General features: G+C 70.7%; 18 protein-coding genes and 1 pseudogene. 13 read left to right on the top strand and 6 right to left on the bottom strand.

The window, feature by feature from the left end; translation table 11 throughout:
- Positions 1-197: 197 nt before the first annotated feature.
- From WBG99_RS34210 to WBG99_RS34200, 3 genes are all read left to right on the top strand, one after another.
- A complete protein-coding gene (locus tag WBG99_RS34210) occupies positions 198-1,550 on the top strand; it encodes a DUF2254 domain-containing protein (protein ID WP_338900090.1) in 1,353 nt (450 codons plus the stop codon).
- 370 nt (positions 1,551-1,920) lie between these two features.
- Positions 1,921-3,000 (top strand): AI-2E family transporter, encoded by a 1,080-nt coding sequence (locus tag WBG99_RS34205; RefSeq protein ID WP_338900089.1) that lies wholly within the window; start codon positions 1,921-1,923, stop codon positions 2,998-3,000.
- Positions 3,001-4,038: 1,038 nt separating this feature from the next.
- Positions 4,039-4,944 (top strand): endonuclease/exonuclease/phosphatase family protein, encoded by a 906-nt coding sequence (locus tag WBG99_RS34200; protein WP_338900088.1) that lies wholly within the window; start codon positions 4,039-4,041, stop codon positions 4,942-4,944.
- A 155-nt stretch (positions 4,945-5,099) separates the two neighbouring features.
- On the opposite strand, the gene WBG99_RS34195 is transcribed toward WBG99_RS34200, so the two are convergent.
- A complete protein-coding gene (locus WBG99_RS34195) occupies positions 5,100-5,816 on the bottom strand; it encodes an NAD(P)H-binding protein (protein ID WP_338900087.1) in 717 nt (238 codons plus the stop codon).
- A gap of 94 nt (positions 5,817-5,910) precedes the next feature.
- On the opposite strand from WBG99_RS34195, the gene WBG99_RS34190 reads away from it, so the two are divergent.
- The 3 genes from WBG99_RS34190 to WBG99_RS34180 all read left to right on the top strand — a co-directional run bounded on the left by WBG99_RS34190 (position 5,911) and on the right by WBG99_RS34180 (position 7,304).
- A complete protein-coding gene (locus tag WBG99_RS34190) occupies positions 5,911-6,594 on the top strand; it encodes a TetR/AcrR family transcriptional regulator (RefSeq protein ID WP_338900086.1) in 684 nt (227 codons plus the stop codon).
- A gap of 179 nt (positions 6,595-6,773) precedes the next feature.
- On the top strand, positions 6,774-6,974 hold the full coding sequence (locus WBG99_RS34185; protein ID WP_338900085.1) for a hypothetical protein: 201 nt from the start codon (positions 6,774-6,776) through the stop codon (positions 6,972-6,974).
- A 33-nt stretch (positions 6,975-7,007) separates the two neighbouring features.
- Complete coding sequence (locus WBG99_RS34180; protein ID WP_338900084.1) at positions 7,008-7,304, top strand: hypothetical protein; 297 nt, start codon at positions 7,008-7,010, stop codon at positions 7,302-7,304.
- A gap of 500 nt (positions 7,305-7,804) precedes the next feature.
- On the opposite strand, the gene WBG99_RS34175 is transcribed toward WBG99_RS34180, so the two are convergent.
- Positions 7,805-11,467, bottom strand: coding sequence for a LamG-like jellyroll fold domain-containing protein (locus WBG99_RS34175; RefSeq protein ID WP_338900083.1), 3,663 nt, complete (start codon positions 11,465-11,467; stop codon positions 7,805-7,807).
- Positions 11,468-11,933: 466 nt separating this feature from the next.
- On the opposite strand from WBG99_RS34175, the gene WBG99_RS34170 reads away from it, so the two are divergent.
- From WBG99_RS34170 to WBG99_RS34150, 5 genes are all read left to right on the top strand, one after another.
- A complete protein-coding gene (locus tag WBG99_RS34170) occupies positions 11,934-12,980 on the top strand; it encodes a LacI family DNA-binding transcriptional regulator (protein ID WP_338900082.1) in 1,047 nt (348 codons plus the stop codon).
- Between the two features lie 169 nt (positions 12,981-13,149).
- Positions 13,150-14,397, top strand: a complete 1,248-nt coding sequence (locus WBG99_RS34165; RefSeq protein WP_338900081.1) for an extracellular solute-binding protein — start codon at positions 13,150-13,152, stop codon at positions 14,395-14,397.
- A 22-nt stretch (positions 14,398-14,419) separates the two neighbouring features.
- Positions 14,420-15,391 carry a sugar ABC transporter permease gene (locus tag WBG99_RS34160; RefSeq protein ID WP_338900080.1) on the top strand — a complete coding sequence of 324 codons (972 nt, stop codon included), beginning with the start codon at positions 14,420-14,422 and terminating at the stop codon, positions 15,389-15,391.
- The gene (locus tag WBG99_RS34155; protein WP_338900079.1) at positions 15,388-16,212 is read left to right on the top strand and encodes a carbohydrate ABC transporter permease; all 825 of its coding nucleotides are present in this window, start codon (positions 15,388-15,390) and stop codon (positions 16,210-16,212) included. Before WBG99_RS34160 ends, WBG99_RS34155 begins: the two co-directional genes overlap by 4 nt.
- Before the next feature lie 78 nt (positions 16,213-16,290).
- Positions 16,291-18,033: a trehalase family glycosidase gene (locus WBG99_RS34150; RefSeq protein ID WP_338900078.1), complete on the top strand. Its 1,743-nt coding sequence runs from the start codon at positions 16,291-16,293 to the stop codon at positions 18,031-18,033.
- 626 nt (positions 18,034-18,659) lie between these two features.
- On the opposite strand, the pseudogene WBG99_RS34145 reads toward WBG99_RS34150, so the two are convergent.
- From WBG99_RS34145 to WBG99_RS34130, 4 genes and pseudogenes are all read right to left on the bottom strand, one after another.
- A pseudogene (locus tag WBG99_RS34145) lies at positions 18,660-19,274 on the bottom strand (cation transporter); the annotation flags it as partial.
- Positions 19,274-19,609: a metalloregulator ArsR/SmtB family transcription factor gene (locus WBG99_RS34140; RefSeq protein ID WP_338900077.1), complete on the bottom strand. Its 336-nt coding sequence runs from the start codon at positions 19,607-19,609 to the stop codon at positions 19,274-19,276. The pseudogene WBG99_RS34145 and the gene WBG99_RS34140, both read right to left, overlap by 1 nt.
- 682 nt (positions 19,610-20,291) lie before the next feature.
- Positions 20,292-20,933: a GNAT family N-acetyltransferase gene (locus WBG99_RS34135; RefSeq protein WP_338900076.1), complete on the bottom strand. Its 642-nt coding sequence runs from the start codon at positions 20,931-20,933 to the stop codon at positions 20,292-20,294.
- 562 nt (positions 20,934-21,495) lie between these two features.
- Positions 21,496-21,726, bottom strand: a complete 231-nt coding sequence (locus WBG99_RS34130) for a hypothetical protein (RefSeq protein WP_338900075.1) — start codon at positions 21,724-21,726, stop codon at positions 21,496-21,498.
- Positions 21,727-21,910: 184 nt separating this feature from the next.
- On the opposite strand from WBG99_RS34130, the gene WBG99_RS34125 reads away from it, so the two are divergent.
- Both WBG99_RS34125 and WBG99_RS34120 read left to right on the top strand, forming a co-directional pair.
- A complete protein-coding gene (locus WBG99_RS34125) occupies positions 21,911-22,999 on the top strand; it encodes a glutamate--cysteine ligase (RefSeq protein WP_338900074.1) in 1,089 nt (362 codons plus the stop codon).
- Between the two features lie 320 nt (positions 23,000-23,319).
- The gene (locus tag WBG99_RS34120; protein ID WP_338900073.1) at positions 23,320-25,050 is read left to right on the top strand and encodes a SpoIIE family protein phosphatase; all 1,731 of its coding nucleotides are present in this window, start codon (positions 23,320-23,322) and stop codon (positions 25,048-25,050) included.
- Positions 25,051-25,156 lie beyond the last annotated feature (106 nt).

Here is a 25,156-nt window from a genome sequence, read left to right as displayed (position 1 = left end):
GGCTGCCGCCGACGCACGAACCCGCGACACGCCCGGCGGACCATGCGGAAACGACCGGCGGCAGCGTTTCGGTGTTCGCCCGACCTGTCATGATCTGTAACGTGAGCTTGTGCTGATGCCCAGGCGCTTGCCCACTCCTCTTGCCTCGGCGGCCCCCTCGGCCCCGGCCCGGCTGTCGACTCGCATCCCATTCGTCGATGCGTGACACGCTCCGGGCGCAACTGTGGCCCCTACCGACACTGGGGGTCACGCTCGCCGTCGTCGCGGGCGTGGGGCTGCCGCGGGTGGACAAACGGATCCAGCACGACATGCCGTCCTGGCTGAGGGATTACCTGTTCAGCGGCAACCCGGACGCCGCGCGCTCGGTGCTGGAGGCGATCGCCGGCTCCCTGGTCACGGTCACGGCGCTGACCTTCTCGCTCACGGTGCTGACGCTGCAACTGGCAAGCAGCCAGTTCTCCCCGCGCCTGTTGCGGACCTTCACCGCGGACCGGTACGTCCGGACGACTCTGGCGCTCTTCCTCGCCACGTTCACCTACGCCCTGACCGTGCTGCGCACCGTACACACCGGCGAGGACGGGCAGAGCGGCTTCGTCCCCCAGGCGTCGGTCACGGTGGCCTTCCTGCTCACGCTGGCCAGCATGCTCGCCCTCGTGCTCTTCCTGTCGCACCTGGCGCGCGAGATCCGCGTCGAGACGCTGATGAGCAGCGTCCACTCCGCCGCCGACCGCACCACCCAACGCCTCCTTCCGGAAGACGAGGACAGGCCATACGGGAACGGTGCCGCCGGCGACCATGGTGGCGCACCACCGGAAACGCCTGCGAACGCGCTGACCCTGACCGTCGGCGCGTCCGGCTTCCTGACCTCCGTGGACGAGGAAGCCCTTCTGAAGGCAGCCGTGGAAGCCGACGCCGTCCTGCTCATCGACCGCTACCCCGGAAGTTCTCTGATCGCCGGCACGCCCATGGGAGCCGCCTGGCCACGCACCGGCGAGCCGTTCGCCTCCAAGACACGGGCACGCCTGGTAAAGGCAGCCGCCGAAGCGGTGATCACCGGCGCCGAGCGCACCGACCTGCAGGACATCGCCTTCGGCCTGCGACAGCTCACCGACATCGCCGCCAAAGCACTCTCCCCCGGGGTCAACGACCCGACGACCGCCGTCCACGCCCTGTCCCACTCCTCCGCACTGTTGTGCGATCTGGCGCGGCGCGACCTCGGCCCCCACCTGTTGCTCGACGACGACCAGCAGGTCAGAGTGGTGTTGCGACGCCAGAACCTGGAGGACCTGCTGGATCTGGCGGTGGCCCAGCCGCTGCGCTACGGCGCCGCCGAGCCCGCCGTCCTCGCCCGCATCGCGATGCTGCTGCGCGAACTCGCCTGGAGCAGCGCGTCCAGCCGGCAACCGCCCGTCGTCGCCGCCCTCACCCGACTGCGCTCCACCATTGACGCCCAGGACTTCCACCCTGCCGAGCGTCTCCGGCTGACGGAGCTCACCCAGCTCGTCGAGCAGGCGCTGGCCGGGCAGTGGACGCACAGCCCGTTCCCCTGAACCGCGCAGCCGTGCGCCGCCGTTCACCCACCGAAGGGTGATCCACCCGGCGTCACGGGATGTGTTCCCGGCCCACGCCCGCTGCCTCCGGCCATCCGACCGCCGTACCCACTGCCTGCCCCCGCCGACGCCGGGGGCGCCCAGACGGTGGGGCCTGGTCTCCCCACGGTGCTCGCCGCCCTCACAGTGGCACCGTCTCGCCACCCACTCCCCGTGCCGGCACTCCTCCTGCGCGCACCATGCGAAGACCGCGCGGAGTCGAACCCTGTCCGGCAAGCGCATCCGACTTCGGGGCCCACGACTTCCCCGGCTGACGTGACGTCACGGGGGGGCTCACGCGGAGCGTGCGGCCGGTGCGTACGCTGGGTGCGTGCAGTTACTCCCGGAGCCCGTCCGCCGACTCGCCGCCTGGTGCGCCGTCGCCCTGTTGGTCGCCGGAGTCGTCTACATCGGTATCCAGCTGTGCGTGGCACTCCGGCCGGCCGTCGTTCCCGTGCTGCTCGCTCTGCTCGGCACCGCGCTACTCCTCCCCCTGCACCGGTGGCTCGTGAGGACGAAGGTCAACCGGTCCGTCGCCGCCGGGCTCACCTGCACCGCCGTGCTCGGTGTGGTCGGCGGTGCCGTGTACATCGTCACCGTCACGCTGGTCGACACCTGGGACCAGATCGTCGCCTCACTGCGCAGGGCGGTGCGGGACCTGGCCGATCAGTTCGGCGCGTCCGGCACCTCGCTGGAGAGTCTCGCCGGCGATGCCGTGGACATGCTGGGCAGGTTCGGCGGGACAGCCGCCTCCGGTGTCGTCACCGGGGTCGGCTGGGCCGTCCAGGCGCTCGGCATGGCGGTACTCGCGTTGCTCCTGGTCTTCTTCTTCCTGCGCGACTCCGACCGGGCCGCCGACACCCTGCACTCGTTTCTCCCGCGCGGCAGCGCCGGCACCGTCGAGGCGATGGCCCGGCGGGCCTTCGAGGGCGTCGAGGGGTTCATGCGGGGCACCACCGTGGTAGCGCTCATCGACGCGGTCTGCATCACCACGGGCCTGCTGATCCTGCGCGTGCCGGGGGCCCTCGGCCTCGGCGCGATCGTCTTCATCGGCGCCTACGTCCCCTACCTCGGCGCCTTCCTTTCCGGGGCCGCGGCCATGCTGGTCGCACTCGCCGACCGAGGGCTCGTCATCGCGCTGTGGGTCCTCGGGGTGGTGCTCGTGGTCCAGATGCTGGAGGGGAACATCTTCCAGCCGATGGTCCAGAGCCGCACCGTACGGATCCACCCCGCGATGGTCCTGGTCGCACTCACCGCGGGCGCGTCCCTGGCCGGAATCGTCGGCGTGCTCCTCGCGGTACCGGTCACCGCCGCCGCCTTCGGAGTCGCCCGCGAGCTGCGCACACGGTACGCATCGCCCTCGGGCCCGCCCCCTGCGGAGCCCTCCGCCGAGCCGTCCGCGAACCCGTAGAGCCGGCACCGGACGAACACGGGACGCCCTCGGCGCAGGCCGGGCGCGTCAGCGTGCCGTCACAGCAACTCACCACCGGCGCGCCGACACCGTCGACCAACGCCGCCATCAGCGGCGAGTGCACCGGATCTCGGTGCCGCGCAGCCCGATCACGTCGTGTCAAGAAGATGACGATCTGCGTCGGCCCTGCAGGGCGACCGGCTCGTCCCCACCTCTGAGCCCCGGTCGGCCGACGGACCGCGTCCGTCGGCCGACCTCCTGGTACCAGCCGGCTGCCGCCTGGGGCCGACGACGACCGCGACGTTCGCCGTTGGACCCGCGTGTCGGCCGGTGCGCACCCACCGGCCCCCTCCAGCGGCGTGCGTCCAGGGCTCAGCCCTGTCCGGGCGGTACGAAGCTCCCGTGAGGCGGTGGGCCGGGTGGCGCTTCGGGCTGCGGGCGCGGGCCCACCCGTGGGTGGTGTGGTCTCGCCTTCCCGTCCTCGAACCACCGGGGCAGCGCCCTCTGATCGGGGTACCGCCGGATGAACGCTCGGGCGGCGGGACGACAGGCGTCGCAGACCGGGCCACGTTCCCTCCGGAGACGGCGAACCGAACCCTGCTACAGGTCAGATGACCCTCACGTGTGCCCGGTCCTCCCGGTCGCGCCCGGCGGCGGAACGGCAGCCACCGGCCCGCCTTGACCCCCTTCGCGGCGGAGCCTGCCGTCGGCGGATGTTGTCGACGGGTGTCGGCAGCGAATGTTCTCGCGGATGATCGTCCCCGCCGCCCGATCTGCTGCGATGCGCAGAGAACCGCGACTGACCGCCGTCAGCTGGTGCTCGCCGCCGCCGACGTGGTTCCGGTGCGACGGGAGAGGATCGTCGAAACTGATTCGCCTGATGATCCGTCTTTGACAGCAAGGTCAAGCAGATGGGGAGCCATGGTGGAGGGGAAGGCAGCAGTGGCCCGGTGGACGCGATTTTGGTCCGGGCCGTGGGCTACGGGCGGGAGCACGAAGCGGAATCCACGGTGCCGGCCGGCCTGGAGACGGGGGCGGGTGCTCGCCGTGCTCGCGGTGCTGGCTGCCGGGCTGATGGCTTTCCACCGGGCGGTGCCCAACTCCGTGGGCCGCCTGGGCAGTTTGCTGGAAGCGTTCCTTGCGTGGCTCGGCCTGGTGGTCGTGGTGCTGTTCGTCCTGGCCCTGCTACGCCGTTCAGCAACCGCGCTGGTGGCGCTGCTGCTGCCGGTGGCGGCCTGGACGCACCTCTTCGGCGGGCTGCTCCTGCCCGGGACGGAGCCGGGCCCGCACGACCTGGTCGTGGTGCAGCACAACGTCAGCGACGAGAACACCGACCCGGCGGGCACGGCCCGCGCCCTGGCTGACGCCGAGCCCGATCTCATCGCGTTGGAGGAGTTGGTGCCCCCGGCGCTGGCGGTGTACGAGCGGATCCTCGCCCCGATCTACCCGTACCACGCCGTCCGGGGCACCGTCGGACTCTGGTCGAGGCATCCGCTGACCGGTGCCCGGCTGGTGGACATCAGACCCCAGCGGATCTCGGGGCCCTGGAGCCGCGGGCTGCGGGCCGTGGTCCACACGCCCCACGGCGATGTCGCGGCGTACGTCGCGCACCTGCCCTCGGTCCGCATCCGGGCGAGCGGCCTGGCATCCTCCTGGCGCGACGAGAGCGCCGGCCTGCTGGGCAGGGCCATCGCCTCCGAGAAGCTGGAAACGGTCCTCCTGCTCGGCGATCTCAACGGCACCGTCGAGGACCGTGGGCTGGTCCCGCTGACCTCACGGTTGAGCACAGCGGAGCGAGGCTTCGCCTTCAGCTTCCCCACCGCCTTCCCCATCGCCCGCATCGACCAGGTCATGGCCCGCTCAGCGACCGTCCGAGAGATCCGCACGTTGTCGCCCACCGGCAGCGACCACCTGCCGGTCACCGCCCGGATCACACTGGGCTGAAGAAGTGGTCTCGATGTACGTCTGACGCGTCAACCCTGCGCCTGCCTCGGACGCTGCCAGCGGACCAGGCCGGCCGACGAGTGATCAAGGAGTGCAGCCGGCCCGCAGGGCGGTGGCCAACTCGCATCGTCGGCATTTCGACCCGCCCGGCCAGGCTAGGCGTGGTTGCGGGGGCCGCCGGTGTGGGCGAGGGCGCTGGGGGTTCGGCAACCGACGATCGCCGGGGCCTCCTGGACGAGCGTGTCATTGGTGAGCGCTTCCACCATGAACAGCGCGAAATCCACCCGGCGCGTCAGGTTACTGGCCAGTACCGGGTCGCCCACGTGCCGGCTCCACACGGGCAGGCCCTGGCTTTCGCCCTCCTCCAGGGTGCTGCCGCGCACCACGGTCCACCGGGTGTCGCTGGCGAACACCCGTCGGCACGCCTCCACTTGGTCGTCGATCTCGACGGCGCGGACGAGCTTGCCCAGCACGGCGGCGATCCGGACGCCCATGGTGAACGTCCGCGAGTACGTGTCCTTGCCGTCGCGTGTGATGTGCCAGCCGCAGGAGAAGACCAGGCGCGCGCCCGGCCGTGCGTGGTCGAGCACCGCCTGCGCCGTGCCCGACGCGTACTGCCGCACACCCCAGGGCACCAGTACCGTCAGCACCCCGTCGCACCCGGCGACCGCCCGCCGGATCACCTCCGGGTCGTCCGTGCGGCCGGGAACGACGGTCATCCGGCCCTCGAAGGCCGCCAGCTTCGGCACGCTGCCCTCCCGGCACACGCCGACCACTTCGTAGCCGCGATCCAGTGCGTGCCCGACCATGTACTGCCCGAGCTTGCCCGAAGCCCCGACGATGCAGACCTTCTTCACACGATCCATGCCCATGGTGCAGCCCCTTCGCCCACCCGTTTACCTTATGCCGTAAGGCACGGTAGTCTTATGCCGTAAGGCAGTCAAGGGGAGCGAAAAGGAGGGACGGATGCGCGAGGGAGGCAAGGGCCGGCGCGGGGCGTCGGCGCGCGCCCCGCTCAGTCGCGAGCGCGTGATTCGTACGGCGCTGACGGTGGCCGACGAGAAGGGGGCGTCCGCACTCACCATGCGGGCCATCGCCGAACCTCTGGGAGTCGAGGCGATGTCGCTCTATCACCACGTGGCGGGCAGGGAGGACATCCTCGACGGCATGGTGGACGCGGTGTTCGGCGAGATCGACCTGCCGCCGCGCGAAGGGGACTGGAAAAGCGCCATGCGGCACCGCGCGGTTTCCGCCCGTGCCGTCCTCCGGCGCCACCCGTGGGCCATCGGCCTCATGGACTCCCGCTCCCAGCCCGGCCCCGCGACCCTGCGCCACCATGACGCCGTCATCGGAGCATTGCGCGCCGGAGGGTTCTCCGTCCCGATGACCGCGCACGCCGTCTCGCTGATCGACAGCTACCTGTACGGCTTCGTGCTCCAGGAGTTGAGCCTGCCGTTCACAGGCTCGGCGGAGCTGAACGAGGTCGCGGGCGCCATCCTTCGGGAGATGCCCGCCGACGCCTACCCCCACCTCACCGAGCTGGCCAGCGAGCACGTACTCAAGCCCGGCTACGACTACGCCGACGAGTTCACCTTCGGCCTCACTCTCATCCTCGACGCACTCCACCCGGACGAGACCGCGAGAGCCTAGCCAGGGCGTTTCCGACGGCTCTGGCCGGCCGGCTGGGTGGAGGGCGTGGGCTGCCGGAGCCACGGCGACCGCCGCCGCTATTCTCCTCGGACGGCATCAGGCCGCCCCCGCCGCAGTGGCCTGGTCCCTGCTGACCCGGGCGCTCGCCGCCCACCTGGCCCACCACCACAACCCCGCCCATGACCACCACCAAGCCCACCACGAGGAGCAGCATGTCCGAACGACTTTTCGGAGTCGTCCTGTCCGCCGCCGGGGCGTTGCTGACCCTGGCCGGGGCCGCGATGTACGTCCTGCCCGGTCCCGGTCTCCCCTTGCTGCTCCTCGGCCTCGCCACGCTCATCACCGGACTCGTGATGATCGCCACAGCCCGCCGCAGCTGACCCGACCCCTCACCCACAGGAGCCCCCGCCCCCATGACCTGGCACTGGATCGGCCTCGCCTTCTTCTCCCTCACCCTGCTGCCGGCCGGGCTGGCCATGGTCACCGGCCACGTACCGGAGCGCCTGCGGTCCCGACTCGCCCCGGCCCGACCGCGCGGCTGGGCCCTCCTGGCGGGGTACGCCGCCGCGCCCCTCAACACGATCCCGCGTCTGGTCGAAGCCTCACCGGCGATCATCTCGGCCGCTACCGCGACCGCGGGCATCGTGGCCGCCACCGGATGCCTGTTCGTGGCCGTCGCGGCGCACCGCACAGCGAGCACCGCATCGTGACGAGGGTGCCGCGCTGGCGGCGCGAGATCAGATCGGTCAGCCTCTGGTGGGCTTTGCTCACGCTCATACTCTGGCTGCTCGGCCACGCCACCGGCCAGCCCACAGGCCTTCTGCGCTGCGCCGCGTCCGCTGCGCTGCTGGTCTCGGTCGGGGAGGCCGGCGACTGGCTACGGCGGCGCCGGCACGAACGCCGCGCCACCCGCCATTCCCGACCCTCACTTGAACCCGGTGAGCTCGGCAGGGAACGCACCTGGCATGAGACATGACACCACCACCATCGTCTCCCCTTGTCGAATCCGACGCCGGCGTCGGTCCGGACGAGGTCGACAGGGCGGCGCCGGCTTCGAACAGTGAGGCGCCCGGATCCGCCGGCCGTGGCGGACCCGGGCGTCTGGCGCGGCACCGAACGTGGGGTGGTGCGTGCCTGTCGAACGGGGTCGGGGCGTGGCGCCCGCTACCCGGACCTCGTGCGTGGCGCGTCACCGCCGGTGGTGTTCACCTCATCGCACCTCCCGTGCGTAGGGCGCGACGGTGATCCGGTCGATCAACGGCGCGTAGCGGGAGCGCAGCAGTACCCCGGGGAAGGTGTCCGAGGCGTAGGTGGTGCCGTCGAAGTTCGGCAGTTCCTCGGAGCGGAAGGCGACGGTGTTCCGCCCCTTCTTGAGGTGGACCGGGAGGGTCAGCTCCCAGAAGTTGTTCTCGTGGAAGCTGTGCGGGAAGCCTACGCGCCGCCTCTCGCCGCCGTTGACGGTGATGTCGGCGTGGCGGGCGAGCGGGTCCGGGTTGTAGTGGGTGGCTTCGGACTGCTCGGGGTTGGAGTAGCGGATGCGCAGCGCGTACAGGCCGGCCCGGTCGGCATCGACGGCGAACGTCGCGGTGTTGCCGTTGCCGGGGACGCCGCCGATGCCGGTGATCGCCGTCCCGTCGGTGGCCAGGGAGAGCGGGATGAGCTTGGCCGAGCCCGCGAGCTCGGCGCTCTGCGCCTCGTACGTACGCGTCTTGAGCGCGCCCTGGGTGGGCGTGACCGAGAGGCGGTCGACGAGGGTGGCGGACGAACCTCCGGTCAGGGTCACCTTGTTGACGCCGCCCGAGAGGGAGACCGCGACGCTGCTCCTGCCCTTGGCCAGGCGCAGGACGTCGTGCCCGTTGACGGAGAGCCGGGCGCCCGTGCCGCCGAGGGTGTCCGCCCTGAGGGTGGCCTCGCGGTCGGCGGGCGAGTAGACCCAGAACGTGGCGGTCTGGCCCTTCGCGAGCCGGACCGCGCCCGAGCCGGTGGCGGGGGTTGCGGTCTGCTTCGGCAGGTCGTAAACGAGCCGTGCCCCGCCGTCCAGCCACGCCAACTCGCCCTCGTACACCTGTGTGGTGGCCGAAGCCTCGGGGAGGGTGAGGGTGAGGCGGTCGACGACGGCGTCGCCCTGGGTGGCACGTTTGCCGTCGAGGCTCTTCGCGGCGAGCGTCAGGGTGTGCTTGCCCTTGGTGAGGTGGACCTTGGTGTCGGTGTGATCCCACACCACCCACTTGTAGCCCAGTGGCAGGTACAGCTCCTGCTCGCTGTCCGCCTCGCCGTCCACGCGCAGGAAGACGTTGGTGGGGCCCTGCTCCTTGACCTTGTCGAAGGTGTTGAGGGAGTTGGCGAAGACGCTCAGGTCGTACGTGCCGTCCTCGGGCACGTCCACGGTGAAGTCGAGCATGACGTCCGAACCGGTGCGCAGGCCGCCCACGTTGTAGCCGCCGGAGGTGTAGAACTTCGACACGTCGCGCGGCGATCCCTCCGGGCCGTTCTTCGAGTAGCCGGACCCGGTGTGGGCGGCGTCCTCCGCCTCGTACGACGCCTGCCAGGACACGGGCGGGGACTGCGTGCCCTTCGCCTTCCCGGCCGGGCTGAGGACGATCTCGTACGCCGATGACTCCTTCAGCGCCGGCAGCCCGCCCTCACCGAAGCCGACGACGACCGTGCCGTCGTCACCGACCGTCAGGTTCGTCTCGGTGAGCAGCTTCGGGCCGGAGGAGTCGCCCAGCTGTCCGCTCCACTCGATCTCCCGCACCCATGCGTGCACGCGGTCGCCGAAGAGCTTCTTCGGGACGCCCGCGAAGGTGATGTGGCCCTCGCCCGTGGAACCGCCGAAGATCAGCCGTGCCTGCCGCTTCTTCTCGTCCAGCGTGGCGACGCCCTGCATGGTGTAGTTCTCGCCGGGGAACGGCGGGGTCACCTCCACGGTGTGGCCGCTCATCGAGGCATACGCGTGCAGCAGCCACCATTGGCCGTTGCCGCGGTTGGACTGCACCGCGGAGTCGGAGAGGTTGCCGTCGATGTTCCAGTACGCGATGTCGGCGTCCACCTTGGACTCCTCGATCGCGGACACCCACTGGATCATCTGGCCGGGGACGGAGGTGTGGTAGTTGAAGGCGTACTCGTTGATGTTGATGGGGAGTTCGGTACCCGCCTTGTCGGTGCCCCGGAACAGGTCCTTCTCCCACGCCCGGTACTTGGCGACGCTCTCGCGCACCGCCTCCGGGTGACTCAGCTCGTGCCAGGTGATGACGTCCGGGAGCGTACCGGCGGCCAGGGTGTGGGTGAGGAAGCCCTTCACCTGGTCGTACAGGACGCTGGTGTTGGGGCCGGCGATGCGGGCGCTCGGCATCTTGCTCTTGATGAGCTTGTGGACGTCGTCCCAGGCGGCGAAGTAGTCGTCCGGGTCGTTGAGCCAGCTGACCTTGTCGTAGCTCCACTCGCCGGTGCCGAACATGTTGCCCTCGGGCTCGTTGAACGGCACGAGGACGATGTTGTCCTGGTACTCCTTCGGCAGCTTCAGGACCTGGTCGACCTGGTCCGCGACCTTCTCCTTGTAGAGCTTGAGTTTCTCCTCGGGGGTGTCGCCCGGCCACTGGTACGGGAAGCCGCGGTGGATGTCGGTCATGTAGATGTACACATCACCGTCGGTGGAGTCGGCCAGGGGCTTGACCACCTCCAGCGCGTCGGCGCCGGGGTGTTGCGGGCCGTCCTGCGCCTTGGTGGAGACCGTGCGCAGACCCATGCCCTCCATGAGGTTGTTGGTGGGGACGTCCGGTCCGTACACGCCGTAGAGGGTGCCGGAGGCGCCGCCGTGGAAGGCGCCGGTGTCCGAACCGAGGTCGACGGTGAGCTGCCCCTCGCGGACCACGCTGACGGCCGCCTTCACGGCGCGCCCGGCCGCGGTTCCCGCCACGGTGAACGTCCCCGGCCGGGCGTACTTCTCGGACGGCACGGTGTCCCAGGTGATCGGCGTGTCGCGGTCGTAGCCGTCGGAGAAGGAGGAGCGGACGGCGACGGGGAGGGACGGGGCGGTCCCGGTCGTCGTACGGACGTCGAAGGACGTCTTCGAGAGTTCCCGGGCGGTCGGCACGTCCCCGACCGTACCGGCCACCTGCTCGGGGCTGAGCGCCGAGTGCCACACGGTGAAGTCGTCGATCGCGCCCTTGAGCAGCGGGTCCGGCCATAGGGACTTGCCGATGTAACCGGCGGCCGTGGCCGAACTGTCCAGCAGATCCTTCGCCTTGACGCCGGTCTCGGCGGAGGAGACCGCCACGCCGTCGAGGTAGGTGGTGACCCGGCCTGCGGAGGTGTCCAGGGTGACGGTGACGGTCTTCCACGCGTCCGCGGGAAGCATCGCGTACCCGTTGACCTGTGCCTCCGCACCTCCTCCGCCGGTGGTGACGGCGGTGCGCAGCAGACCGTTGCCGCTGTAGGGCGTGGTGAAGAGGTACTTGGTGGTGTTGGTGCCCAGGTCGAAGATGCGCTGCCAGGACGATGTGTCGCCGCTCCACCTCACGCGGGCCGAGACCGTCAAGTCGTCGGCGTCGGCGAGCACTTCGCGGGGCAGCCGGACGTACGCGCCGTCGGAGGTGGGTGCCCCGCCGGGCAGGGCCAGTGCCTTGCCACCGTCCGTGCCCGTGACGGACCGGGCGGTGGAGCCGTTCACCAGGGTCGCCGCCAGGCCGTTGCCGGAGCTGTCGGTGATGCTGCCGGAGGTGAGGTCGTCCTGATCGAAGGTGTAGCGGGCGGCGGGCTGGGGCGTGTCGGCCGCCTGGGCGGGGACTGCGGGTGCGGCCAGCAGGCCCGCGCCGAGCGTCAGGGCCATGGCGGCCGGAGTTCGGCGGCGGGCGGATCTGTCAGCGGATGGCATGGATTCACGTCCTCGATCCTTGAGTAGCGGGGTTCCGGTCGGGCCACCTCGGTCGGCTCCTCGTCCGTATGCCGTTCCGGTGAGGAGGCGCGTACGTGGTGCGGGCCGCACCGGTTCCATTCCGTGCGCCACACGGGCAGGAGGTGGGCGGGGACGGCGGCTCTGTGCTCCGGCGCGTGCGAAGCGGCCCAGGGTTGCCGGAAGGATCACTTCATCGAACCGGTTCGGCGAAGCTAGCACCGGGACACTCGGCCAGCAATCCCTCCGACCCCAGGTTCTCCCGGGCCTCCGCCAGGATCACTGAAGTGTGGGCGAGGGTGTTGACAGATGTTCCGGCAGTTCCTACCTTCGCTTCACGCGAACCGGTTCGACGACCGGCCAGCGATCCTCGTCCCATCCCACCCCTCACGGCCGGCGAGCGGTACTCTCCTCCGGGGTATCGAACCGGTTCGAGCAAGGAGTCGGCGTGAACATCGGTGAGATCGCCCGGCGGGCCGGTGTCTCCCGGAGCACGGTGTCCTACGCGCTGAGCGGCAAGCGCCCGGTTTCGGAGGACACGCGCCGGCGGATCCAGCGGGTCGTCGACGAACTGGGCTACCGGCCCAGCGCCAGTGCCCGTGCCCTGGCCAACGGGCGGACCAGCACGATCGGCCTGGTCTTCCCACCGGCCGGGAACCACTACACGGGAATGCAACTGGACTTCATCGGCAGTGTGGTGGAGGCCGCCGCGGCCTACGACTACGACGTGCTGCTCTCTCCCAGCGGCATGGACAGCGACCGTTCCTTCCAGCGGTTGCTGGGCGAGCGGCGGGTCGACGGCGCGATCCTGATGGAGATCAGGCTGGAGGACGACCGGGTGGACCATCTCACCACTCTTGGCTTCCCCTCCGTCACCATCGGCCGTACCGCTCGGCCCGAGGGCGGTTGGTGGGTGGGCCTCGACCACACGGCGCTGGTGGAGCGTTGCGTCCACCACCTGGCGGATCTCGGCCACCGCCGAGTCGCCTTCGTCAACCGTCCCGAGCAGTTGCTGCGGGCCGGGTACGAGTCCGCGCACCGCGGTCTGGACGGCTTCACGAAGGCCGCGGCCGAGCGCGGGCTGACGGTCCGGACCTACTGCTGCGGGGACGACGCCGCCTCGGGCCAGACCTGCGTGGAACGGATCCTGCACGACGACCCGGCGACCACGGCCCTGGTCACGCTCAACGAGGCCGCGCTGGGCGGCCTCTACCGAGGACTGGCCCGGGCCGACCGCCATGTGCCGCGCGACTTCTCCGTCACCGGGGTCGTGGCCGGCCGCTGGGCGGAGACGGTGACCCCGCAGCTCACCGCGGCGGACGTACCGGCGGCCGAGCTGGGTCGTCTCGCCGTCGACCTGCTGGTGGAGCGGCTCGACGAGCCCGACGCGCCGCCCCGGCACCACCTGCTCGCACCGCCGATCTCGCTGCGGGCCAGCACCGGGCCCGCGGGAGCCCCGCCTCCCGTGGACACCGGGACCGTCACGACGCCCTGACCACCCCCCGGACCCTCCGTCCTCCTTCCTCACCCCTTCCTCACTCCGCCGAACACCCGAACCGCACATCGGTGCCGTTCGGCGTGCCAGCTCTAGCAACCCCTTGTCCTCGGCACCCGCATGCCCGAAGCCCCTCGGCACCCGCACGCCAGAAACAGAGGAACCCGCGATGAACAGCTACTCCAGACCGCGCCGTCTGACCGCCGCAGTCCTGACCGCCCTGGCGGTCGCCACCAGTGCCACCGCCTGCGCATCCGGCTCGGGCGGCACCGGGACGAAAGCGGCAGACAGCGGCACGTACACCATCTGGGACCCGTACCCGCAGTTCGACAAGAGCTCGGACTGGGCGAAGCTGCTGGACGACTGCGGCACCACGGCCGGCGTGAAGATCAAGCGGACCGCGTTCGACACCAGCGACCTGTCGAACAAGGCACTGCTGGCGGCGCAGCAGGACAACTCCGCGGACGTCCTCATCGTCGACAACCCGGTGGTGTCGACCCTGGCCGAGGCGGGGGTCCTCACCAGCACCGACGACAACAAGCTGGACACCTCGAAGGTCGACCCCAACCTCCTCGCGGCCGGCCAGTCGGGCGGGAAGACGTACGGCACGCCGATCGGCGCGAACACACTCGCCCTGTACTACAACAAGGAAGTCCTCAAGGACGCGGGCGTGGACATCGCCTCGGTCAAGGACTGGGAGTCGCTGACGGCGGCGCTGGAGAAGGTGAAGAAGGCGGGCAAGAAGGGCATCACGTTCTCGGCGATCGGCACGGAGGAAGGCAGCTTCCAGTTCCTGCCCTGGTTCTGGGGCTCGGGCGCTCAGCTGACCGACCTCGACTCCGCCGAGGCCGTCTCGGCGCTGTCGCTGTGGACCGACTGGCTGGAGAAGGGGTACGCGCCCAACTCGGTCATCAACAACACCCAGACGACCAGTTGGCAGGAGTTCGCGAGCGGCGACTACGCCTTCGCCGAGAACGGCACCTGGCAGCTCACCCATGCCGAGAAGGCCGGCTTCGAGTACGGCGTCATCCCCGTCCCCGGCGTCTCCGGCGGCAGCGCCGCCGCCCCGACCGGCGGCGAATTCGTCACCATCCCGGTCCAGGGCGACACCGGCCGCTACGCCACCGCCCAGAAACTGGCGACCTGCCTGACCAGCACCCAGAACCTGTACGACACCGACACCACGCTGTCCTATGTGGCTCCCACCAGCGAGGTCCAGGACAAGCAGGTGGCGGCCGACGCCGACCTGAAGCCCTGGGTGGAGGCGGTCAAGGCGGCCAAGGGCCGTACCAGCGACGATCTGGGCACCGGGTACCCGAAGATCTCCGAGCAGATGTGGAAGGCCGTCCAGTCCGCCCTCAGCGGCTCGAAGTCCCCGAAGGACGCGCTGAGCGCCGCCCAGTCCGCCGTCAGGTGACGGCGATCTCCGAGGCCCGTCGATGATTCACACGACGCAAGTGCCGCACCGCCGGCCCGTGCCCGGCCACAGCGGCGCGGCCCCCGCCGCACCGCCCCGGGCACGGCGCCGCCCCGCCTCCCAGCAGTGGGCCGCCTGGGCGTTCCTCGCCCCGGTGACCCTGTACCTCGTCCTCTTCTACGCCTATCCGCTCTACCGCAACCTCGACCTGAGTCTGCGCGACTACACCGTCCGCTCCTTCGTCCAGGGCGACGCGCCGTTCACGGGCCTGGAGAACTACCGGGCCGTCCTCGACGATCCGACCTTCGCCCCGGCCCTGCTCCACACGGTCGTGTTCACCGCCGTCTGCCTCTTCTTCCAGTACGCCATCGGCCTGGCCCTCGCGGTCTTCTTCAACCAGCACTTCCGGCTCTCCGCCACCCTGCGGGCCCTCTTCCTGGTGCCCTGGCTGCTGCCGCTGATCGTGTCGGCCTCCACCTGGTCGTGGATGCTCAACAGCGAATCGGGCGTCGTCAACGCGCTGTTGGGGACCGTCGGTATCGATCCGGTGAACTGGCTGACGTCGCCCTCGTGGTCGCTGACCTCCGTGATCATCGCCAACATCTGGATCGGCGTGCCGTTCAACCTCGTCGTGCTCTACAGCGGCCTGCAGTCCATCCCGGCCGGCCTGTACGAGGCCGCCGCCCTGGACGGGGCGAGTGCCTGGCGACGGTTCTGGAGCATCACATTCCCCCTGTTGCGGCCGGTGTCCGCGATCACGCTGCTGCTGGGGCTGGTCTACACGCTCAAGGTCTTCGACATCATCTGGATCATGACCAAGGGCGGCCCGGCGGACTCGTCCACCACCTTCGCCACCTGGTCCTACCAGCTCGGCTTCGGCAACCTCCTGCCCGCCTTCGGCACAGGGGCGGCCGTCGGAAACCTGCTGGTCGTCGCCGCCCTGGTCTTCGGCCTGGTCCACGTCCGGGCCCAGAGAAAGCAGGCGTCGTCATGAACCGACACGGCCGGCGCACGTGGGGAAGGACGACGATCGGCCTCCTGCTGACCGGGATCATGCTCTTCCCGGTCTACTGGATGCTCAACGTGTCCTTCACCCGCCAACAGGACATGCGCAAGAGCCCGCCTGATCTGTTCCCCGCCCACGGCACACTGGACGGCTACCGCAAGGTGCTGGACGAGCAGTTGCCCTACCTCGGAACCAGCCTCGTCATCGGCCTGGGTACCGTCGCCCTGACCGTGGCCCTGGCCGCACCCGCCGGCTACGCACTGGCCAAGCTGCGCCCGCGTGGCGGCGGACTCCTCGGATTCGTCCTGCTGGCCGCCCAGATGATCCCCGGCATCATCATGGCGATGGGCTTCTACGCCATCTACCTCCAGCTCGGCCTGCTCCAGTCCGTCCCCGGTCTGATCGTCGCCGATTCCACCCTCGCCGTGCCCTTCGCGGTGCTCATCTTCACCGCCTTCATGTCCGGCATACCCGACGAACTGCTCCAGGCGGCGAAAACAGACGGCGCCGGGCCGTTGCGCACCTTCTGGTCCGTCGTCCTGCCGATGAGCCGCAACGCCGTCGTCACGGTGTCGTTGTTCGCGTTCCTGTGGTCCTGGTCCGACTTCGTCTTCGCCGGCACCCTCGTCAACGGTGGCGCGCACGAGCCGATCACCCTCGGCATCTACCACTACATCGGAAACAACAACCAGGAGTGGAACGCCATCATGGCCACCGCCACCGTTGCCTCGCTGCCCGCCGCGGCCATTCTCGTCCTCGCCCAGCGCTACGTCGCCGCCGGCGTGACCGCCGGCGCCGTCAAGGACTGACCGCTTCATCTCACCGCGGCCCACCGTCCGTACGCCCGGACGGCCCGCCGCCCCTGACCGAGAAACGAGTGACACCTCATGACCGCCGACCGCCCCGGCCCGGCCTTCTCCGTCCACGACATCCCGTTCAGCACGTACGGATCCTGGTTCGGCATCTCCCCCGTGGTGGCGGAGAAGACCCGCGCCGAGGACCTCCACCTCGTCTCGCACCAGAACGGCATGCACGCCGTCCTGCGCCTCCTGCCGCTCGACGCCGCGACGGGCGAGCGGGCCGAGACCCGCCTGGAGGCGACACCGGGGCTGCTGAGCTGGATCAACGCGACCGGTCGGGTCGATCTCTCCTACGAGTCGCCGGACACCGTACGCCTGCGCGGTGCGGGGCTGTCGCTGCGCGTCTCCGCGGCGGCCCGGGCGCTGACCCCGTTCGGCGGCACCTACTTCTTCCACGACGCGACCGCCGACGCGTACGTGTTCACGTCGTACGAGACCGGCCGCCGCTACCACGTCACCGTTCTCTCCGGCACGGTGACCGACACGGTCGGCAGCCAGGCACTGAGCAGCGCCGAGCGTGGCCTCACCGTCGCAGCCGACACGGACGATCCCTGGGAGATCGCGGTCGAGGAACTCGACACCGCACGCCCTCCGTACACGTCGACGGCGACCTTCGGCAAGGTCGTCGAGACCGCGCAGAACGCCTTCGCCGGCTTCGTCGACACCGTGGCCCCCTGGCGCTCGTCCGCCACCCCCGCCGCCGAACTCGCCGCCTACGTCGTGTGGTCCGCGACCGTACGCCCGGCGGGGCTGGTCACCCGTCCCGCCGTCCTGATGTCCAAGCACTGGATGGACAAGGTCTGGAGCTGGGACCACTGCTTCAACGCCCTCGCCCTGGCCCCTGGGCTCCCCGAACTGGCCCTGGACCAGTTCCACCTGCCCTTCGACCACCAGGACGAGAGCGGGGCGCTGCCCGACTCCGTCACCCACTCCGAGGTCCTCCACAACTTCGTCAAACCACCCATCCACGGCTGGGCCTTCGCCCGCCTGCGCCGTCGGCTGACCACTCCCCCGGACCGGGCGGAACTGGCCGAGACGTACGACAGGCTGGAACGCTGGACGGACTTCTGGCTCACCGCGCGGCGCGCCCCCGGCGCCGCACTGCCCCACTACCAGCACGGCAACGACAGCGGCTGGGACAACGCCACCACCTTCGACCCCGAACGCGTGGTCGTCACCGCGGACCTGGCCGCCTTCCTCGTCCTCCAGCTCCGGGAACTCGCCGATCTGGCAACGCACCTGAACAGACCGGACGAGGCCCGCCGGTGGACGGGAGCGGCCGAGGCGACCCAGTCGGCGATGCTCGACCAGCTCTGGAGAGGTGACCGGTTCGTCGCCCGGGGAGTCGACAGCGGGGACACCTGGCACAGCTCCAGCCTCCTCGACCTGATGCCCATCGTGCTCGGCGAGCAACTGCCGGACGAGATCAGGGACGTGCTGGCCGACCGCGTCGAGGCCCACCTGACCCCGCACGGCCTGGCCACCGAGTCGCCGGCCTCGCCGCACTACCTCGCCGACGGCTACTGGCGCGGACCTATCTGGGCCCCTGCCACGGTCCTCATCGAGGACGGCCTGCGTCGCGGCGGACACGCCCGACTCGCGGACGAGATCAGTGCCCGCTTTCGCACCCTGTGCGAGACCCACGGCTTCGCCGAGAACTTCGACGCCCTCACCGGAACGGGCTTGCGCGACCGCGCCTACACCTGGACCGCCAGCAGCTACCTCCTCCTCGCCGAAGCACACGCAGGCGGAAGCAGCCCCAGCGTGTAGGGCGCGTTCTCCCCGTCCGAGCCGAGCCACTTCTGGCTACCCGGACGTGTACGCGCTGGGCGGGTGAGCTGTTGGCCCCGTTCGATGCTGTCGTCGGTGCTGGTCGCCACGGAGGACGTCGCCTCGCACGCGGCGCAGCCACGGGGGCGAGAGCGCGGCGAACGAGGAGGCACTGATCAGTGCCCTCGGCAAGAACCCCGCGGTCGATGTGATGGACCACAAGGCCCTCCGCGAACGAACTCGGCGGCCCTGTCCCGCGATGCAGGAGGAAGCCATGACCGAGACACCCGCTCCGCAGGCCGCGGGGCCTTCGACTCCCGGATCGCGCTGTCGCCGGATCCATCGCCGCGCGTACGTCTCGGCCGCGAGCCTCAGCAGCAGGCGCAGCCCTGCCGGCAACCGCAGGCATCGGCCTGGGCCAGTGCCGCGGCAGGCGACGTTCGCCCGTCAAGGAGCGGCGTCCGGTGCGTGCTCTCGGTGTGCCCGCCGGACGTCCTCGTACTGGGCGTACTCGGGCTCTCCACCGGGGCGGCGAGAGGGCGTGCCGGGCGTCGCGACGGGGCGAATTCCGCCTGTCGCGGCACCAGGACCGGGGAAGCGGTCGGGATCGGGCCGCAGCAGGTGTCACCGCGCCAGGCGTCGCGGCCTTCCTTGACCGCGACGGCGGCGATGACGAGGGCGGCGATCGGGTCGGCCCAGGTCCAGCCGAGCAGGAGGTTGGCCAGCAGACCGATCAGCAGCACCGCCGAGAGGTAGGTGCACAGGAGGGTCTGCTTGGAGTCGGCGACGGCGGTGGCGGAGCCGAGTTCGCGGCCCGCCTTGCGTTGGGCGGCCGACAAGAACGGCATGATCGCCAGCGACAGGGCCGCCAGCACGATGCCGGGAACGGAGTGGCCGGCCTCGCCGGTGCCGGTCAGCGCGCGGACGGCGTCGACAGTGACATACGCGGCGAGCGCGAGGAACGAGAGGGCGATGATCCGCAGGGCCGTCTTCTCACGGGCCTCACGGACGGCGGGGTCGGCGGCCGAGAACTGCCAGGCGACCGCCGCCGCCGAGGAGACCTCGATGATCGAGTCGAGACCGAAGCCGATCAAGGCTGTGGAGGAGGCGAGCGTGCCGGCGGTGAGGGCGACGATCGCCTCGATGACGTTGTAGGTGATCGTCACGGCGACCAACAGCCGTATGCGCCTTGTCAGAACGTCGCGGCGGGCCGGGCTGAGGCCGAGGGACGGGGAGACCATCAGCAGCAGCCCTTCTGCTCGGCGTCGACGCAGGTGCGGTCGGTCTCGACGGCGACAACAGCGGTGCGCAGGTCCTCGAGTGCGTGTCCGAGGCGGGGGTCGGCGATCTCGTAGCGGGTGCGGCGTCCATCGGGAACGGCCACGACCAGGCCACAGTCACGCAGGCAGGCCAGGTGGTTCGACAGCCGCGTCCGCGAGACACCGATGCGGTCGGCGAGGTCGGACGGGTAGGCGGGAGCGTCACGCAGGGCCAGCAGCAGCTGGCAGCGGATGGGGTCGGCGAGAGCACGGCCGAAGCGCGCGAGCACCTCGACCTCCGGAGCGATGGTCAGCACCTCATGACCATACACGGATTCGTGAATTCAGGAAACAGTGAACCCTCCACCGCAGTCGGCGTCCGCTGCCGGGAACCTCGCCGAGCCGACGCCCGGGAGCGAGAGCCAGGGGGAGACCGTGAATCGCGGGTCAGCCCGCCGTCAAGGTCCTTGCGTGCGGAGATTGCCGTGGCGGTGGGGCGTGGGGCCTGCGGCCGAGGACGGGTGATCGCCCAGTCCGGACTGATCGTGGAAATCCCGGCGGCCGAGCCTGTTGCTCGAGCGTGGAGCGACGGCTGGATCCGTCGGCCCGCACGGGTGCCCCCGCCCGCCCAGGTCACCGTGCTGCGGTTTCCCGGGATTCTGTATCTCGCCGTCGAACCGGACACGTCGTTCTGCCGGCTCACCGGGGCGATCGCGGATCGGTGGCCGCGGACCCCGCCGCTCGTCGGGCAAGTTCGCACGACGTGGTCCCGCATCTCACAGTCGCTCAGGGACAGGACGGAGCCCTCTTGGATGAGGCGGAGGCCGGCCTTCACAGCCGGCTTCCCCTTGTGGCCGGCGAGTCCTCGGTCGATCTCATGGTCCACGACGGATCGCGGGTGGCAGCGGCGGGTGTCGTTCGCGCTCGGTTGAGCGCGGTAGGCGGCTCGCCGGTGACGCACCGCCGGTCCGGCTGCGGCTTCGCGCGCGCCCGCGTGCTTCAGTCCTCCCGGCCGGTGTCGAGTTGCTGCGTCGTGCGCCCCAGGTACGTCACAGGGCCGGGGTTCGGCACCTCGATCTCGTGGAAGGCAAGGCGGTCGTAGAAGGCGCGGGCGGGGGTGTTGGTGGTGACCATGGAGAGGTGGACGGCCGGGACCGATCTGGTGTGCAGTGCCCGGAGGAAGGTCTGCATCAGGGCTCGGCCATGACCCTGGCCCTGCCAGGCGGGGAGCAGGTCGATGTGCAAGTGGGCCGGGTACGCGGCGAGTTCGGGGAGGACCATGCGTTCGGGGTGGTGCAGGAGCTGGATGATCGCCTCGTCGGGGGTGACCGGAGGGCCGATGGGTGCCGGGAAGCGGTCCGCGACCAAGGGGAGCCACCTGTCGCGGAAGGCCGCGGCGAAGGCGGGGGTGTCCGCGGTGCCGAGGATGTAGCCGACCGCTTGTCCCCGGCCGTCGTCCAGTACGAAAACCAGCTCCGGTTCCAGGTGGGCGTACGGGGTGGCGAAGGTCGCCGGGAAGATTTCGGGGTTCCTGTAGGCGGGGCGGCTGTCGCCGCCGTTGTGGGCGGTGCGGACGCAGATGTCGTGGAGGGCCTCGTGGTCCTCGGGGCGGTAAGGGCGTACTGCGGGAGGCGGGGTCATCGCAGCATCGTGGGCGGTGAGCGGTCGGCCTCACAAGAGCCCGGCAGCCGCCGCCCCGGCCTCTCGACGCGCTGCCGCCGGCCCGCCGCGCGGTCGCCGCTGCTGGGTTCACGAACTGCCAGGCTGGGGATGGTACCGGGCGACTGTTCCGGTCGGCGGCCTCCCTGCCGAGTATCTCCGCTGCCGGTTCTCGGGACGGTCCCGGCCGTGCTCACCATGGCGCTGGGCGGGCGGAGCGGCGCGTGCGCCCGGCAGGTCGGCATCGGACGCGTGCGGTCACCTTGTGAGCACGGCGTGGCGCCGGCGGACAGGGCGGATGAGGTCGCGCCCGGTGCGTGCTACGCGAGCCGCGTTCCCGTGCTTCTCCTGGCACGTGCGTCGGGCTCATGGCCTTCCTCGCTCCCTTCCTCGCCGGTACGGCAGGCCGTGTCCGAGCTGACCGCCCGCGCTCGTCGGCGGCGCAGAGCGGGCCCTGCGGCGTGTCGTTCGCGTACGGAACGCCGTACGCCCGGGCGAGGTCGATGCCTCACCCGGGCGTACGGGAGGCAGCCCCGGGAGGTCGTCAGTCGTTCATGCGCCGGCGCAGCAGTTCCTTGCCCAGTTCGGCGCCCTTGCGGCTGTCGGCCTGCGCCTTGCGGAACAGCTCGGCGACTTCGGTGTCCTTCTCCCGCTCCGCGTCCTGGACGTACGTCTCCAGCCGCAGCACGTTGTCCAGGCAGGCCTCGACGTACCAGATCAGGTTGTAGTCCTTGTCGGCGGTACCGGTCACGTGGCCGGTCTCGGTGCTGGTCACGTTCTCCTCCTCCGTGTCGCGGACGGGGAGGCCGCGCCTGCCCGGCACGGCTCCCGTGGCGTCGCACGGGTACCCGGACCGTCGCCCCGTACACGGGCCCCGTCCGTGCGCCGCCCGGCGAGGTGTTCCGGCGTCGTCCGAGGGCACACGGCTGACACCACCTAGCGCAGAAGGGCCACATGACGTGCGTACCGTCGGAGTGGAAGAGGAACTCCTCCTGGTCGATCCCGAGACCGGCGAACCCCAGGCGCGGGCCGCGGCGGTGCTCGCGCGCGCCGCACAGGAGGGCACGGGGCAGGACGTGTTCGAGAAGGAGCTCCACGACGAGCAGGTGGAGTTCGCCACGCACCCCCAGTCGGACATGGCGGACCTGGGGGCCGAGATCATCCGCTGCCGCAAGGACGCGGCGCGCCATGCCGAGGGGCTCGGCACCGCGGTCGTGGCGCTGGCCACGTCGCCGTTGCCCGTGAGCCCGACGATCACCATGAACAGCAGGTATCTGTGGATGGCGCGGGAGTTCGGGCTGCCCACGCAGGTACAGCTCGTCTGCGGCTGTCATGTGCACGTTTCCGTCGAGTCCGAGGACGAGGGTGTCGCCGTCCTGGACCGGATGCGGCCGTGGCTGTCCGTGCTGACGGCCCTGAGCGCGAACTCGCCCTTCTGGCAGGGCCGGGACAGCCGGTACGCCAGCTACCGCAGCCAGGTATGGGACATGTGGCCGATGGCCGGCCCGGCGGACATCTTCGGCTCGGCGGAGCGGTACCACCGGTGCGTGGCGGGCATGATCGACACGGGGGTGGTACGTGACGAGGGCATGATCTACTTCGACGCGCGGCTCTCCCAGCGGTATCCGACCGTCGAGATCCGGGTCGCCGACGTCTGTCTGCACCCCGACACCGCGGTCCTCGTCGCGTCCCTCGCCCGAGGGCTCGTCGACACCGCGGCCCGCGAGTGGCGGGCCGGCCAGGAGCCACTGGGACACAGCGCGGGACTGCTGCGGCTTGCGACGTGGCGTGCCGCCCGCTCCGGAATGTCGGAGAACCTCCTGGACCCCTCGACGATGCGGCCCCGGCCCGCCCTGGAGGTGATCCACGCGCTGCTCGACCATGTCGAGCAGGCCCTCGTCGACAACGGTGACGCCGACCGGGCCCGAGCGGCCGTCGCCGAGCTGACGGGGCGCGGCAACGGGGCCCGGGTGCAGCGTGAGGTGATGGAGCGGACGGGGAGCCTGCGCGAGGTGGTCACCACCTGCGTACGGCACACGCAGGCATGAGACCGTCGGCGCGCGCGTACGACGGGCACGCCTGCGCGAGGTGGTCACCACCTGCGTACGGCACACGCAGGCATGAGACCGTCGGCGCGCGCGTACGACGGGCACGGGTGCCAGCCAGGGGGCGTGGCGTTCGCGGGAGGCACGCGTCAGGCATGGACATGCGGCACGCGCCGCCATGGAATGCGTCAGGCACCGACCCGGGGTCGAGGATCTCGCGCGCGTAGGTCGCCGATGAGGGGGTAATGCGTGGACACGTGCGGCGGACCCGACCGCCTGTGTGCGACAGTCCCGTCCGAGATCGGAGCCGGAGGAATCCGAACATGAGCGCGTGGAGTCCGGATCACACCGACCGGCAGCCGTCCCGCCCGGCTGTGGGGTCTCCGGACGAGCTGCCCGACCTCGTGCACGCCGGCATGTACGTCGTGGACGACCACGGCTGCATCGTCACGGTGAACGCCCGGGCGGAGGCCCTGCTCGGTGTCCCGGCCGGCGAACTGGCCGGCCGGGACGCGCACGAACTGCTGCACCGCGACCCTCTCGGGCAGACGATGCCCCGGGCGGCGTGCGCGATGATGCACGCGTTCCTGAGCGGTCGTACGGGCGCCGGGGACCGCGAGTGGTTCCGGCGCGGCGACGACACGCTGCTGCCGGTGTCCTGGCTGGTCACACCGTGCCGTCTCGACGAGGACGTGACGGGCGCCGCGGTTCTTTTCTACGAGTCCGGCCCGGCGGCCGGTGCCTCCCCGGCCCCCGAGCCTCCGGGGCTGTCGCAGCTCGACCGGCTGGCGTTGCTCGCCGAGACGACGACCCGGCTGACCTCCACGCTGGACGCCGAGGAGGCGGTCGCGCGTTTGGTGCGGCTGGTGGTGCCGCGGCTGGCGGACTGGGCGGTCGTGGACCTGATCACCGAGAGCGACGACGTCTGGCGCACCACGGTGGCGACCCATCACAACGGGGTCGTGGTGCGCTGCGAGGAACTGGAGGGTCCGCTGCCGCCGGTGCACGAGGAGTCGTTGATGCCACTGTCCCGGGCGCTGCGCGGGGCCGCGTCGGCGCTCGCCGGGCCGGAGACGTACCAGGGTCCGCCGGATTCGGGCATCACGGTCGCGCAGCAGAAGCTGTTCCAGGTGACGGGTCTGCGCTCTGCGGCGATCGCGCCCATCCGGGGGCCGCGCGCGGTACTGGGGGCCCTCACACTGGGCCTCAGCGACCGGCCGGGGGCCTTCGCGGACGCCGAGCTCTCCCTGCTGGAGGACATCGCGCGCCGGGCCGGGCTTGCCCTGGAGAACGCACGGCTGTACCAGCGCCAGCGGCACATCGCGGAGACCATGCAGCGCCATCTGCTGCCGCAACTGCCGGAGGTGCCGGGGCTGCGGATGGCCGCGCGTTATGTGTCGGCGTCACAGTCCGCGCAGGTCGGCGGCGACTGGTACGACGCGTTCGTTCTGTCGGACGGGGCCACGGCGGTCGCCATCGGTGATGTCGTCGGGCACAACATCGACGCGGCGGCCGGCATGGCGCAGGTCCGCAACATGCTCCGTGCCTACGCCTGGGCGCTGGAGGAGCCGCCGAGCGCGATCGTGGAGCGGCTGGACCAGGCCGTGGTGCACGTGACCGAGGCGTCCATGGCGACCGTGATCTTCGGCCGGGTCGAGCAGGGTGACGACGGATGGGCACTGCGGTGGACCAACGCCGGGCATCCGCCACCACTGCTGATCACGCACGACGGGCGGTCCCGCTTCCTGGACGAGGAGCACGACCACCTGCTCGGCACCGGTCTGATCCGGGCGCGTACGGACACGCTCACCCCGCTCCCGCCGCTGTCCACTCTCGTGCTGTACACGGACGGCCTGATCGAGTCCCCGGGCCACACGCTCGACCGGGGGATGGCCCGGTTGCGCCAGCACGCGGCGGCGCTCGCCCACCGTCCCCTGCACGCGTTCTGCGACCTGCTCCTGGAGCGCGTCCGTCCCGTCGACAACGACGACGACGTGGCCCTCCTGGTCATCCGGACGCCGACCGAGGTTGGTGAGCGGGGTGAGGGGCTCTAGAGCGGCCGGGGGCCACTCTTTTCGCCAAGGTCCCACACATCCCTACGCTTTCACACGCGTAGCCGGTCTGTGCTCGGGAAACACGGGCGTGGTAGGGGAACGCGAC

The sequence above is a fragment of the Streptomyces sp. TG1A-60 genome (genome assembly GCF_037201975.1).
Classification (GTDB): domain Bacteria; phylum Actinomycetota; class Actinomycetes; order Streptomycetales; family Streptomycetaceae; genus Streptomyces.
Note: the sequence above shows the minus strand (reverse complement) of the source record. Positions and strands in the feature narration are given on the sequence as shown.